This is a genomic window from Corynebacterium jeikeium (genome assembly GCF_000738175.1).
GTDB classification, from domain to species: domain Bacteria; phylum Actinomycetota; class Actinomycetes; order Mycobacteriales; family Mycobacteriaceae; genus Corynebacterium; species Corynebacterium jeikeium_C.
Genome location: NZ_JFCH01000034.1, coordinates 1 through 13,943 on the forward strand (window position 1 = coordinate 1; position 13,943 = coordinate 13,943).

9 protein-coding genes are annotated in these 13,943 nt (G+C 61.6%); 3 read left to right on the forward strand and 6 right to left on the reverse strand.

Annotated elements, in window-relative coordinates; translation table 11 throughout:
• Positions 1-229: 229 nt before the first annotated feature.
• From JQ46_RS05595 to JQ46_RS05605, 3 genes are read right to left on the reverse strand one after another with little or no spacing between them, the layout of a single operon-like run.
• Positions 230-1,528 (reverse strand): ABC transporter permease, encoded by a 1,299-nt coding sequence (locus JQ46_RS05595; protein ID WP_237744735.1) that lies wholly within the window; start codon positions 1,526-1,528, stop codon positions 230-232.
• A gap of 2 nt (positions 1,529-1,530) precedes the next feature.
• Positions 1,531-2,463, reverse strand: coding sequence for an ATP-binding cassette domain-containing protein (locus JQ46_RS05600; RefSeq protein WP_034986248.1), 933 nt, complete (start codon positions 2,461-2,463; stop codon positions 1,531-1,533).
• A complete protein-coding gene (locus tag JQ46_RS05605) occupies positions 2,460-2,834 on the reverse strand; it encodes a GntR family transcriptional regulator (RefSeq protein WP_011272840.1) in 375 nt (124 codons plus the stop codon). The genes JQ46_RS05600 and JQ46_RS05605 overlap by 4 nt, the downstream gene beginning before the upstream one ends.
• Before the next feature lie 187 nt (positions 2,835-3,021).
• Here JQ46_RS05605 and JQ46_RS05610 point away from each other — a divergent pair, with 187 nt between their 5' ends.
• The 3 genes from JQ46_RS05610 to JQ46_RS05620 all read left to right on the forward strand — a co-directional run bounded on the left by JQ46_RS05610 (position 3,022) and on the right by JQ46_RS05620 (position 10,044).
• A complete protein-coding gene (locus tag JQ46_RS05610; RefSeq protein ID WP_034986251.1) occupies positions 3,022-4,308 on the forward strand; it encodes an NYN domain-containing protein in 1,287 nt (428 codons plus the stop codon).
• Positions 4,309-4,391: 83 nt separating this feature from the next.
• The gene (locus JQ46_RS05615; RefSeq protein WP_051876264.1) at positions 4,392-6,452 is read left to right on the forward strand and encodes a galactan 5-O-arabinofuranosyltransferase; all 2,061 of its coding nucleotides are present in this window, start codon (positions 4,392-4,394) and stop codon (positions 6,450-6,452) included.
• 118 nt (positions 6,453-6,570) lie between these two features.
• Positions 6,571-10,044: an arabinosyltransferase domain-containing protein gene (locus JQ46_RS05620; RefSeq protein ID WP_034986255.1), complete on the forward strand. Its 3,474-nt coding sequence runs from the start codon at positions 6,571-6,573 to the stop codon at positions 10,042-10,044.
• A gap of 494 nt (positions 10,045-10,538) precedes the next feature.
• Here JQ46_RS05620 and JQ46_RS05625 read toward each other — a convergent pair whose 3' ends face one another.
• From JQ46_RS05625 to JQ46_RS05635, 3 genes are all read right to left on the reverse strand, one after another.
• A complete protein-coding gene (locus tag JQ46_RS05625; RefSeq protein WP_034986257.1) occupies positions 10,539-11,966 on the reverse strand; it encodes a glycoside hydrolase family 25 protein in 1,428 nt (475 codons plus the stop codon).
• Positions 11,967-12,089: 123 nt separating this feature from the next.
• Complete coding sequence (locus tag JQ46_RS05630) at positions 12,090-13,058, reverse strand: PrsW family intramembrane metalloprotease (protein ID WP_034986258.1); 969 nt, start codon at positions 13,056-13,058, stop codon at positions 12,090-12,092.
• A complete protein-coding gene (locus tag JQ46_RS05635; RefSeq protein ID WP_237744736.1) occupies positions 13,051-13,863 on the reverse strand; it encodes a hypothetical protein in 813 nt (270 codons plus the stop codon). The genes JQ46_RS05630 and JQ46_RS05635 overlap by 8 nt, the downstream gene beginning before the upstream one ends.
• Between the last annotated feature and the right edge of the window lie 80 nt (positions 13,864-13,943).

Below are 13,943 nucleotides of genomic sequence, written 5' to 3' on the forward strand. Positions count from 1 at the left end.
GAGTGTAAAGCAACCGTGAAAATAAAGCAAATTCCCGGTAAACAACCCGCTGCACTCGCACACACACGAACTGTTTTTACAGCTTTAAAATGATTGGCCAGACGCTTATGACTTCCAGCGTTCCGAGGGTCTGTAACTCGCGGTGCTGTGTCGCGCTGACTTGGATTAATGTACACACACCCCACAACAAACACAAACCCGCAGGCCACAGGCAGTTTCACACGGTGTTCTAGGCATCAGAGCTTAGACCCAGATTTTCCTGAATTGATTCATGGGCCGTATCGAAGCGCCCGATGCCCCATCGCAGCGCTGCGAATACGAGCACTGTCACCACACCCACGGCTCCAAAGATTGCGCCAACAGGCCCCAATAGGTCGATCCCAACCTCATCAATCTCTTGAACCGAGACGATGATTACCGCCATCGCAGCAGACATCAGCATGATGGCCAGCAGGCTCGCCACCCACCTCATCCATCCGCTGAAGCGGTTGCTCACCCAAAAGCTGACGATTACAACCGAGCCAAAGGCCATTGCCACTGTCGCCGCAACGAGCAGGGTCATCAGTAGACCCTTTCCGCTTACGTGCAGTTCTAGATCGCCGACTCCTGGGAACAGAACGCTAAACAGCGCGAACTCCGCTGTCCCGATCAACACCAACAGCCCCACTCCCGGCATCCATAGAGCCAGTCGCCCCATCGCTTTCGCGTACCAGTGGCGGCGATCGCCGGAGAGCACCAGCCAATTGCGCAAGCTCGAGTTCAACGTTTCACCACAGTAGTAGGCTGCTACCAGCAGGATCATCGCTGCTGGGTACAGCCACATCGCGCCACTAGCCGTTAGCCCGGAGGCGAACCAACCGATCACACCAATGACTATCGCGATGAGTCCAGTCAGGTGCATCCAAGCCATGAACCCATCGATCCGCCAGGTGGCAAGGTAGTTGAGCGCCGTGGGGTTATTGCCCTTCTTTTCTTGTTGACGCCACCTCGTCTCCGCGTTAAACAACCCAGTCAACGTGGCCTTATCCGCTTGGGCGGTCTCGTCTTCCTCGGCGTCACTCTTGGTGGTCTTGATGACCTCACTATTATCCTCGACACGTGCCAGATCCCTGATGATGCTGGCCACATGCACGAGGAAGACGAATCCTAGGACAACCCAGAATGCCGGGATGTGCCAACTGAAAATTAGCGCAAGGACGTAGCCCAAAAGCATCGCCCCGCAGACAACTGCCGATGTAACTGGCATGACTATCAGGAGGTTTCGACGGATATCCGCCACGCTCATTCCCAGAGCGCGAAGCTGAGCCTTGTCCCACACTGCGGTGATCGGCTGCAGCCCCAGCGAGAGCCCAAATAGTAGGTATATCCCCAGCTTAAACCCGTTGATTTCCTCTCCGCCCATTGCGAAGAAGAGGATCAGCAGGATGAACACGGTGCTAAGACCAAGGTTCCCAGCTTTAGGCAGCAGCTGGCGCATGGCCAGTTTCCAGTGCGTTCCCCAGGGCAGGGGTCGGTAGGTGGTCTCCAAGGCTAGAACTCCCTTCCGGTCAGCGCTAGCACCGCCTGCTCCAGGTCCGCGCTGGTTACGCGAACCCCGCTGCCCTCAATGCGGGCGGCGAGATCCTGCACGCTGTCGGTGCCCAGACCGTGAGTGTCAAGGACTACTCGGCGTAGCCCGGAAGACGTGGCGTCATTAAGAACAGAACCAGCAGCCCCAACCTCTCCGAGTGTGGCTTCGACGGCCGCGGCGGAACCAGAGAGGATCGCGATGCGTTCGGTGATGGCGTCGAGGGTGCCGACTCCCGTAATACGGCCCTTGTCGAGGAGGACGACGGAATCGAGGATGCGAGCAGCGTCGTCGACGTGGTGGGTCGAAAGGATAAAGGTGCGCGGATTACGCTCCACGTCCTGCAAGAGATGCTTGTAGAACAGCTCGCGATTCTGCACGTCAAGGCCCAGATAGGGCTCATCGAGGAGGGTGACGGGACACTGCGCAGCCAGACCAATGACGATCGAGACCAGGGACTTTTGTCCGCGCGAGAGTTTAGACAGGGGTTTGCGCGTATCGACCTCGAAGTCTTCGCAGAGCTGGTCCGCATAGCGCTGATCCCAGGTCTCCCAGCGGGCGGCGACCACACTGAGTAACTGCTTGACCTTAATATCTGCGGGCCACGGCACATCGGGACCAGACAGGATCAAGCTGTTCAGTACTTCCGTGTTGTCGTACACCGGCTGACCGCCAATAAGGACCTCGCCCTTGGCGCGCAGTTGTCCGGCAATTGTGCGCAGCAGAGTGGTCTTACCAGCGCCGTTGCGGCCAATAAGGCCATAGACGCGGCCACCTGGCAGGTGCGCCGTCACGCCATCGAGGGCGTGAGTGGAGCCGAGCTTGCGCCTAACGTCGCGCAGCTCGATGTCGGGAGCGACGCCAGAGGCTGCGTCGGGATACGTAGTGGCAATCATTCGTAGAGTCCTCGACTTTCTGCGACTTTGTCCATGAGGGTTTTCAGCTGTGTGCGATTCATGCCCAACTTGGCGGCCTCGTCGACGAGGGGAACCAAATAGCTGGCGGCGAAAGCCTCCTTACGCAGGGCCAGGATTCGCTCGCGGGCGCCGTGTTCAACGAACATTCCCACGCCGCGCCTCTTGGCCAACACGTCCTGATCGACAAGCAGCGCCAACCCTTTTCTGGCGGTTGCGGGGTTGATGCTGTGAAATTCTGCGAGTTCATTTGTCGATGGCGCGCGTTCGCCCTCAGGAAGCGACCCATCCACGATCGCGTCCGCGATGAGGTCTGCGACCTGCTGAAAAAGCGGAGTCGACGATTCATTCATGGGACACCTCCTTCCGCGGGCTGCTTAACAAGTTCCCAGTACGCTCTGTACCTCAGTGCATTCTCAACACACCTAGTTAGTTGGTTGGTTACTTATGTAACTAACCATACAACAAAGTTTTCAGGCATGCTAGAGGGAAAGAACATAAAAGAACTAGTTACAAACGAAACGAAAAGAGCAATGAACAATGTTGGAACGCACACAGGTCTATGTCGACACGTCTTACCTGCTAGCGAGCTTTTATAACTCCTGGGACACCGGGGCCCGCGCCCAGTTAGAGATCGACCTCCCGGAGGTCGTGGCGGTTCTCGGACAGATGATCCAAGACCAACTGAAACAGCCCGTTCACCGGCAGTTTTGGTACGACGGCATCCCCGATTCCGGCCCCCACCGCTACCAACGCTCCCTGCGCAGCGAGCCAGGGGTACAGCTACGCGCCGGTCAGCTAATCGAATGGGGCGACCGCCGCACCCAAAAGGCAGTGGATACGCGCTTGGTCGCCGACATCGTTATCGCCGCGATGAAGCGCCAGGTATCCGACATCGTGCTCGTTTCTGGTGACGCCGACATGCTGCCCGGTGTTGAAGAGGCCGTCGCCGCAGGCATCCGTGTGCACCTATATGGCTTCGGCTGGGATTCCATGTCCTCCGCCCTGCGCTTCGCCTGCGATACGACCACGATCTTGGACCCGCGCGAAGACTTCCGCGACACCATGCGCTTGCAGGTGCTGGAAGGCCCCCTGCCGGCGGGAGAGCAGCCCGAACAGCCCGAGGACAAGCCGCTGGGCGATGCGGAAGAGCCTGCGGACTCGAGCCCGTGCGTGCTCACCGCCGCCGACGCTCCCGGGGACGGGCCCGCCGCTCCCCAGATTCCGGAACCAGTGCGCAGTGGCCCTGCCGCCACCTCCCGGGGCGCCACCCATCCGAGCGTGAACCAGGAGGCCACCCCAGCTCCGGCAACCCAACCCGCCACCGAAACTGCAGCTGAGGCGGTTGAGGCGGCCGAAACTGCACAGAATGAAGACAGCGCACAACCCACACCGGCAGAGACCCGCACGTCGGCTGAGGCGGAGACCGGGCCGGACACGGTGGCGTCACCAAATAAGACAGCAGAAACACAAGAAACAGAAGCACCCAAGCCGAAACCGCGCCCGAACCCCGGCATGATGGCGCGCCACCGCAAGCTGCGCAGCCGCTACGTTCCGCTGCCGAACGAGGTATGGGCGACCGCGGGCGAGCAGAGCCCCTCCGATATTGGCCAGCAATACGCGGTGTGGTGGTACGACAACGTGGCAAACGAGGAACAGCGCGACAACGCCCACCTGCTGTCGGGCGGCGGACTGCCTCCGGAGATCGACCGACCGCTACTGCAATTCGCCTGCGAGACGCTGCACGAATACACGCTCTCCGAAACGCAGCGCGTAGGCCTACGCGACGGATTCCACTCAGGAATTAGGGCGATTATGCTGCGCTAACGGGGGCGGGGCGTGACGAACACGACCCGCGCACACGGCTTCGGACCGCAGGGATTGTCCGGGGCGTGTGCAAGAATGAAGCAATGAGCTCAAGTTCCGCCACGCAGGCCGATCGGACGGTTCCCTTTACCAAGGACGCGCTGTCCATCCGCCAGACCCTCGTGCGCCTCGTTGTGACTGGTGCGCTTGCATTCGTCGGAACCACCCTGGGGTGGTACCTCATGGCGCACACGAACTTCCCTGCTTTTAACAATAGCTTCGTGCTGCGCGGACTGACCACCGCGGCCATTACCATCCTCGTCGTACTCACCGGACTGGCCTGCTACTGGTGGGTCTACCCGGCAAAGTGGATGCTCAGCGGGCAGGCCACCGGTGCGCAGAGCAAGGGCTTCGGAGCGCGGGGATCACAACGACCAGCGCTGTCCGGGTGGGTCTCCGTCCTGCTGCAGTTGATCATGCACCTTGCGCCGGCCGTGCTGGTGCTGGCAGCGCTGGGCATTCCGCTGGCGGCAACCCAGCTTTACCTCGGCGGAATCAGCGTAGACCAGGCGTTTCGCACGCAATTCCTCACCCGCATGACCGACCAGCTGGGCTGGGAGGACATGGCTTACATCGATCAGCCGTCCTTCTACCCCGGCCTGTGGTTCTTCAGCGGTGGATTGTTTGCCCGTATCTTCGGCCTGTCCGGCTGGGTCGCGATGCAACCCTGGGCACTCATCACGATGGCCATGGCCGCCAGCATGCTGGTGCCGGTGTGGCAGCGTATCTGCGGATCCCTGCCAATCGCCAGCGCACTGGCACTAGTGACCGTGACGGTTACCCTGACGGTCGGTGGTGACGAGCCCTACGCGGCGATCGTGGCCATGGGCATGGCCCCGGCGTTTGTCCTCGCCCGGCGCGCACTACACGGAGGGCGCGCCGCGCTCGTCGGATCCATCATCTACCTGGGGCTTTCGGCCAACCTTTATACGCTGTACACCGCCGTATCCGCCCTAACGGTAGTGGTACTAGCGGTGGCTGGCGCAATTACAGAACGCGGCATCAAGCCTCTGATCCGGCTCGTGGCAATCGGCGCAAGCTCCATCGCCATCGCCCTGCTGGGCTGGGCGCCGTACCTATGGAGCCTAGTCACCCAGACCCATGGCTCCACCAGCACCGCGCAGCACTACCTGCCGGAAGTTGCAACACAGGTGCCCACCCCGTTCTTCGAGTCTGCGGCCATCGGCATCCTCTCTATCGTTGCGCTGATCTGGATGGTGTTCCGCCGCAAAGACGGCGACGTGCGCGCCCTCACGCTCGGCCTACTTGTCTGCTACGCATGGGTGATCCTGTCGCTTCTGATGACGGTCTTCGGCACCACGCTGCTGGGCTTCCGCATGGCAGTACCAATCAGCATTATCCTCGCAGTTTCAGGCGTGCTGGCCATTGCTGATTGGCGGCTGGTGTATGTCCCGCAGCTCACGGCTGCGGCGGGGCGCATGCCTGGGAACGGCGTACTGATCAGCCGCGTGATGGCTATCGTGATGGCCGTATGCGGCATTCACTATGCGACGCAGATCCCCTTCGAACACGAAAGTCACATCGACACGGCCTACACCGATACCGACGGCGAAGGAAAGCGCGCGGACAAACTTCCGGGCGATTCCGCTGTGTATTACTCACAGGTAGACGAGGTTCTCTCCGGGGAGCTCGGTGGCCGGTCCGGCAAGGTGCTGCTCACGGACGAGAAGAGCTTCTTGGCCTACTACCCGTACCACGCCTACCAGGCTTTTACCTCGCACTATGCCAACCCGTTGGGCGACTTCGCTCGCCGCAACGAGGAGATCGAGGGCTGGAGCAAGATCACGGATCCCAAGGATCTGCTGGCTGCGATGGACAACGCAGAGAAGGAAAATGGGTGGAAGGCACCCGACGCGCTACTCATGCGCGGGCAGTTGGATTCCGCCGATAACAGCAGTAACGGCGCCGACGACACCGACGGCACCACCGACCATGGCACATTTACCTACCTGGTGGCAGATGACATCTACCCCAGCCAGCCGAATGTACGGTTCCGTGCGATCCACTTCGATGCCTCTGCGTTCTCCGAGGGCTGGGATCTGCACCAGGTCGGGCCGTTTGTTGTCGCGGTGCGGCAGCGATAAGTGAACACTGTAGGCAGCGTCACAAAAACCTCTCTGGGCAACAGGAATTAACAGGAATCCCGGAAAATAGGCTAATTGAGTTCTGTGTTAGCCCGACCGTGGCCTACAATTACCTGTTGTGTCTAAAGTTCAGCAGCCAACAGGGAAACTAAAGTTAGCGTCCATCATCTCCGGCCTCATCGGCATGGTGATGTTCCTTTCTTTGCCTTTCCTGCCTGTAAACCAGGTACAGTCCTCTTTCAACTGGCCTCAGGACGATGACCTCACATCCGTCCAGGCACCCCTGATCTCCTACGTCCCCCAAGACGTAGACATCACGGTGCCCATCCAGGAAGTGCGCAACCTGGAAAGCGGTGCGACAAACATTCTGTCGACCCTCCCGCCAGAATCCACAGAGGCCACCCTGCGTGGCATGTTCGTCCGCTCCACCGACGACAGCCTCGACGTGGTCGTGCGCAACATCGTTCCACTTTCCATTAATAAGGACGCTCTGCGGAAGCTGCCGGACGACGCGCAGCTGCGCATCACCTCCGACTACGAATCCACCCGCGCCTGGGTACCGGACGCAGACAAGCACCTGGACTATGCACTGGATTCCACCATCGATGCCGACGTTCGCCCCGCCCTCACCGGGATCTATACGGATATCAAGAACACGGAGAAGAACTCCAACAGCACGATCGACGCGGGCTTCCAGGCACACGTCACCGTCGATTCGCGCTTCACCTCCTCCCCCTCGGTCATCAAGTACCTGGCCATCTTCGTAGGCATCATCGCCACCGCGATCGCCCTGTACTGCCTGTACCGCATCGATATCCTCGACAAGCGAACCACGTCCCGCCGCCTGTTCCACCGCAACTGGTGGAAGCCCCGACCTCTCGACGGCGTAGTCGGCTTCATCCTGCTGGCCTGGTACTTCGTCGGCGCCAACACCTCGGATGACGGCTACCTGCTGACCATGGCCAAGGTCTCCCAAGAGTCCGGCTACATGGCCAACTACTACCGCTGGTTCGGCGTACCGGAATCCCCCTTCGGATCGCCGTTCTACGACCTGCTGGCACTGATGACGCAGGTCTCCTCCGCATCCATCTGGATGCGCCTGCCCTCCCTGATCGCGGGCATCGTCACGTGGCTGGTCCTTTCCCGTGAGGTCATGCCACGCCTCGGCGCCAAGATCAACCAGCGCCAAGTCGCCCACTGGACCATGGCGGCAACGTTCCTGCTGTTCTGGATGACCTTCAACAACGGCACGCGCCCGGAGCCGATCATCGCCGTGCTCTCCCTGCTGGCTTGGGTCTCCTTCGAACGCGCTATCGCCACCCACCGCCTGCTACCCGCCGCGGTCGGCACGATCATCGCCACCCTGGCGCTGGGAGCGGGACCGACCGGCTTGATGGCCGTCGCCGCCCTGCTGGCCTCCCTAGGCGCGCTGATCCGTATTCTCACCCGCCGCCTGCCTCTGCTGGGCGCGCCGAAGGGTGCCCCTAAGAAGACGGTCATCGCCGCCATTCTGGCGCAGATCGCACCGTTCCTGGCTGCTGGCACTGCGATCCTCACGGCCGTGTTCGCAGACCAAACGCTGCGTACCGTCACCGAAGCCATCAAGCTGCGTGGCGACATCGGCCCGTCGATGCAGTGGTTCGAGGAGTTCCGTCGCTACGAAGCCCTCATGGAGCAGACCGTCGACGGCAGCTTCCCGCGCCGCTTCACCATGGTCATGCTGTTCTTCTGCATTGGCATCGTCGTGGCCGCCATGCTGCGCAACGGGCGCATCACCGGTGCCGCTAAGGCTCCGTCCACCCGCCTGTTGCTGATCGTTCTGGGCACGCTGTTCTTCATGACGTTCACGCCCACCAAGTGGACCCACCACTTCGGCGTGTTCGCGGGTATCGGTGCTGCGTTGACGGCTCTAGCAGCCGTTGCCGCCTCGCGTTTCGCGCTGCAGACCAGGCGCAACCAGCTGCTGTTCCTGGGCTCTACCCTGATGCTGTTCGCCTTCACCCTCGCCGGCCCGAACGGTTGGTGGTACCTGTCCTCCTACGGCGTGCCGTGGTGGGATAAGCCGGTGCAGCTCTCTGGTATCACCGCTAGCACCGTGATGCTTGCTGTATCTGTTGTGGTTCTTTTCTGGGGTGTGATCGTTGGCTTTCTTGCGGACGCCAAACGCGCCCGTGCCACCACCAAATCGGAAGTGGCCGATATCGAGCTGGCTGAGACTAAGAAGCTTCACAAGTTCCGCGGTCTGACGGCCGCGCCGATCGCCGTGCTGACGGCTTTCACGGTCGTGTTCACCCTGGCCTCCCTAACGAAGGGCATGGTCAGCCAGTGGCCCGCCTACTCCGTGGGCAAGGGCAACATGATGGCTCTCACGGGTCAAAGCTGTAACCAGGCTGCGGATGTTCTGGTGGAGACCAACACCAACGACTCCTTCCTCCAGCCTGCCGACGGCAGCTCCCTGAAGGAATCCCTGACCAGCGGCGGGGGCCGCGGCTTCGAGCCGAACAACATCCCCGCCAAGATCGACTCCAAGTCCACCAGCGACTCCCAGGCCACTGTGGGATCGTCCGACCAGTTCCGTAGCGAGGATTCCGGCTCCGCCGACACGAACGCTTCCTCTGACCAGGGCGACACGCAGAATGCGGCGTCACAAGATAAGTCAACGAACGAGTCTGAGGAAAAGACGAGCGGCAATGACGGCAACGACGGCGGCGACGCATCCGGCACCACCGGCGGCCTGAAGGCCACCAAGGGCGTGAACGGATCCTATGCCGTGCTGCCGTTCGGAATCGACGCGAACAAGGTGCCGGTGGTCGGCTCGTACACCGAGGGGCTGCAGACACCCGCGAACACCACGACCAGCTGGTACAGCCTGCCGGAGGACCGCGAAGGCCTGCCGCTACTGGTGTTCAGCGTGGCTGGGCAGGTCGGCCACTTCGACATGGACGGCATCTTCAAGTACGGCCAGGAGATCAAGGTCCAGTTCGGCAAGTCCGGTGGTTCCAAGAAGGCTGAGGACTTTGAGGTGCTCGGCGAGCAGATTCCACTGGATCCGGGCTACGCGCCCGAGTGGCGTAACCTGCGCATCCCGATGGACGAGGTTCCGGAGGACGCGGACTCGGTACGCATTGTGGCGAACGATCCGAACCTGACGCCCACACAGTGGATTGCCATTACACCGCCGCGCGTGCCGGAGATGGAGTCGCTGAACGACTACGTGGGCTCCGAAGCGCCGACGTTGCTGGACTGGACCATCGCATTCCAATTCCCGTGCCAGAAGCCATACGACCACTGGGCGGGCGTGGCAGAAGCCGCTGAATACCGCATCTCGCCTGACCACGACGTCCGCGGCAACCACACGCCGGTGATGGACTACTCCGGTGGTGGCTCCTACGGGCTGGTGCAGATGACCTCGCAGGCCGAGGAGATACCGACCTACCTGCAGGACGACTGGCAGCGGGATTGGGGTGTGCTGGATAAGCTGACCCCGTTCCCGAATGCGAACGGCGATAAGCCGAAGCCGGTGAAGCTGGATACGGAGACGGATAAGCGTTCTGGGCTCTGGTACAACGGGCCGATGAAGTTCTCGGACTAGGTTCCGGGGGCCGGCCACTGGGCAGGGCTGGGCGGGGTGGTGATTTACCATCCCGCCCTTTTTCATGCTCTGGTCCCTCTTCATGCTCTGGTCCCTCTTCATGCCCTGGCACTTATGCATGCTCCTAGGAGCCCTGTGCTAGAGGGACGATGTCCCAAATCTTCCACTTTCGACGAGTAGCTCCTTTGCAGCAAAAAACTGCGAAGCTCTGACCTGCGGAAATAGATAGCTATAAAAACAGAGTGGAAGATTTGGGACATTCCCCAGCTCTAGCTCGCCAAGACAGGGATGGATGACCGTGGAGCATGCACGACCGAGACAGGGATGCAAAAGCAGGGTAGGAACGCAAGTGCGGGATAGGGATGCAAAAAAGCGCCGCCCGGTTAGGGCGACGCTTCATTGCTTGTAGCTGCTTGCTCGCTAGCTCGCTAACGCGCAGATTGAATGCGCTCAGTTAGCTGCAAGGCTGCGGTGCCAGCAGCGGCACCGTGTGCTTAGTTAGCAGCGGGAGCCGGGGCTGCCGGCGGAACCGGAGCGGCCGGAGCCTGGTCAGCGGCCGGCGCGGGGGCAGCGTCCGCCGGAGCGGAGCCATCTGGGTTCGCGGACTTGGCGGCGTCAGCCAGCTCAGCAAAGGCATTCGCGTCAGGCTGAACCTCGCCGTTCTCCAGCTTGGCGCTCCAGTTGGAGATGCCGCCGAACTGCTGCAGCAGGTTCAGGATCTGGCCGATGTTCACCGTGCCGCCCTGGTCACCAGCGCCCGGCGCGTAGCCCTGGACCAGCTTCAGGATTGCCTCGACCGGCAGCTTGTTGCCACCAGCGTTGAACTCCTTCAGCGCACCGGATAGTGCGGTGTAGGCGGTCAGCACCTCCTGGGCAGTCTTCACGGAACCGCTTGCCTGAGCGCCCTGATCCGGGCCCCCAGCGGATCCTGCGACCTGTGCCGGATCCATGCCCTGCAGCTGCTGCTTACCCTGAGTCAGCAGAACGTCCGGGGACACGCGGCCGCCGATAACGCCCAGCAGCTGCATCATGAAGTCGGAGGCCAGAGGGACGTTTACGCCGGTGGCGTGCTCAATCTTGTTGGCGATCTCGGCCTCGCCTTCAACGGCAGGACGCATCGGATCCATCGCCTCGGAAGCCTGGCCTGCAGCGCTATCCGCAGGCATGCCGGCTGCCAGGGCGTTCAGGGCAGCATCGTCACCGTAGTACGTGTTCAGGTCCACCTGGGTCTGTACACCGTTGACGCGGCCGGAGCCGGAGTACTGCCAGAAGGTGACGTGATCCCAACCGCCCGGGATCTTATCCGGCAGGGTGTCGCGGTAGTAGGCCAGCCACAACGGGTACTCGGAGAACTCGGTGGTGTTGGCCATCCGCTGGATCCAGAAGCTGTAGTAGGTGTAGATGATCGGATCGCGACCGGTCTGGACCTTAATCTCATCGATCCACTCGCGGACCCAGTTCTGCAGCTGGGTCGGGTTCAGGCCCTCGTGCTCCTCCAGGTCCAGAACCGGGGGCAGTGAGGGCTGCACGCCAGTGGCCAGAACGCTGGCGTAATGGCGAGCCTCGGCGCGCGGGTTGCCGCTGCCCGGGCGGGCGTAGTGGTAGCTACCCGGAACCAGGCCGGCCTGCTGAGCCTTTGCGGAGTCCGTGGTGAACGCCGGGTTGGTGTAGGACGTGCCCTCGGTCGCCTTGACGAAGACGAAGGACTGGCCGGACTGCTTCACGGCAGTCCAGTCGATTGCTGCACCACCGGGGTGCTGGTGGGAGGCAACGTCGATGCCATTCAGCGCCCACGAGGGGACGGGAACAACATCGGTGGCGACGAGCGCTGCAACCGTCAAAGCGGAGCCAGCGAGTGCCGTTGCGGTGAGGCGTTTCGGTACGGACGTGCGCGTGGAGCGGCGCCATGGCAGTGAAATCATGAATCACACCATACCCAAAAACCACATGTTTCACATTATTCACTTCTACCCCACGGGGGACATCTTTCACCCCATGAAACCATCGGCCAGAAAATCCCTGCTCAAGCCCTCATGTGATTTTCATCACACTCGCTGATATATCGCCACAGCTGGGCAAATACCGCGCTTTTTCCATCGCAGGAACTCGATACTCGTCCACACAATCATCCATACCGCGAGCGCCGCCAGCGCCACCCAGACAAAGCCCATCCACAGCAGCTGAAACACTGGCGACACATCTAGCCAGCGAATATTCCACGCAAAGTGCGTCAAGAAGCCCAGGCCACCCCACAACACGACGGCCCCCAGGCGCCAGGCAACACCGCGTGGCTTCCCCGCCTTCGCCCCCACGAACATCGCCAGGCCGATCCCGTAGCCAACCAGCGCGCTGAACATCATGTGCTTGGCAGGCCCGGCGATCACGCGCACGAGGTACGTCGACAAGGCTCCTTGCATGTCAGACACCGGATCCATCACCGCCAGCATCATCGCGTACATCATGTTTTCGAAGACCTCGAAGCCCAGCCCCACCAGCAATCCGGCGATAATGCCATGCCACGGGCGGTTCCACCATGCGCGCCCCATCCACAGCAGGAGCCATATGCCCAGCCCCTTAGCGATCTCCTCCGGGTAGGCGCCTCCAAAGCTGGCCGTCAGCCCGTGCCAGCCCAGCTTGTCTACGGTGTTCATCACCGGAGGCTGAATCACTACCGCCGCCAGCACCACGGATGCCGCCCCGCCCCACAGCACCGCCAGCACAACCAGCCGCTTGGGCGTGCCCCTATATATCGGCAGCGCCCATACGCACAGCAGCGCCCCCGCCAGGTGCAGCGCGCCGATCAGTAGCACCAGCCCCAGGGTTGGGCTCACCAGCGAAGGATTGTTGCCGACTAGCAGGAATACGGACATCACGAGGCTCGGAACAACCAGCAGCCAGTACGCCGCCAGCCAGCCGTCGCGGAACAGTCGCAGTTTCGGGCGCTGCTGGGGCGGGTGCTTCAGGTGAAACTCGAGTGGCACCTCAAACACGCGGTAGTTACGCGTCTTAAACATCGGATTCACCTGCGCTTTCTGCATTGTCGTCCAAGCTGACGCCGCGCACTAGCTCATCGACTTCCTCTAGCTGTTTTTCTAATGACGCTGACTTCACCGGCATCTGCACCACCACCATTGGGGCCGTGCCATCGGGTTCGAGGCTGTGCTCCAGTTTGCTATTAGGCTCCCCACCGGCGCCATTGTCCGCGCCGGCATCAGCTTCCGTACCGCCGTCCGATCCCGCATCCGGGTCCCGCACAAACGCGACCGCCATGAATCGCTTCTCCCCTAACTTGTAGGTGTCCGTCACACGCAGTTGCGTGACCTGCATTTTCTTCAACAGTTCCCGGTTCTCTCCCGCGACTCTGTTCAGTACGTCGACCGACTGCAGCTCCACACCGTCCTGGAAGATCAGCGCGCGCACGGCGCGGTTCACGGCTTGCGAGACGGGTTCCTCGCCGCCCTTCACATCCACACCCGACAGGCCGGTCATGCCGTAGCTTTCCCCATCGCAATCCAGTTGCATTACCCCGGGGCGCCCCAGGCCAGGTGAATCGTGGCAGTCCTCCAGGTTCGCAAACCGCAGCGGCCACTCGGAATAGGTGAGGATCGAGTCCTCCATCCCTTCTGCGACGGTCAGGGACTGGGGTTCGTCTTCCAGGGTGGCGTCCACAATAAAAACACCCCCAACCAGCAACAACAGCGTGCCTAGAAGATAGGCCGAGTACGCACCGCGGCGCTTCGGGCTGGTCGGTGCGGGGCGATATGTGGTCGATGGGGCGGGCTTGGCAGGCTTTGCGGGCGGTGCAGGACGAGCGGGCACTGGAGGAACCGGAGCCATCGGTCGCTGTGGTGGCCGGACGGCCGGCCCCTGTGGCGAGCCCTGTGACGAGCCCTGTGGCG

Coding starts and splice junctions, on each gene's coding strand:
- JQ46_RS05615 (WP_051876264.1), top strand. CDS start 4,392: ATGAGCTCAAGTTCCGCCACGCAGGCCGATCGGACGGTTCCCTTTACC.
- JQ46_RS05605 (WP_011272840.1), bottom strand. CDS start 2,834: ATGAATGAATCGTCGACTCCGCTTTTTCAGCAGGTCGCAGACCTCATC.
- JQ46_RS05630 (WP_034986258.1), bottom strand. CDS start 13,058: ATGTTTAAGACGCGTAACTACCGCGTGTTTGAGGTGCCACTCGAGTTT.
- JQ46_RS05625 (WP_034986257.1), bottom strand. CDS start 11,966: ATGATTTCACTGCCATGGCGCCGCTCCACGCGCACGTCCGTACCGAAA.
- JQ46_RS05600 (WP_034986248.1), bottom strand. CDS start 2,463: ATGATTGCCACTACGTATCCCGACGCAGCCTCTGGCGTCGCTCCCGAC.
- JQ46_RS05610 (WP_034986251.1), top strand. CDS start 3,022: ATGTTGGAACGCACACAGGTCTATGTCGACACGTCTTACCTGCTAGCG.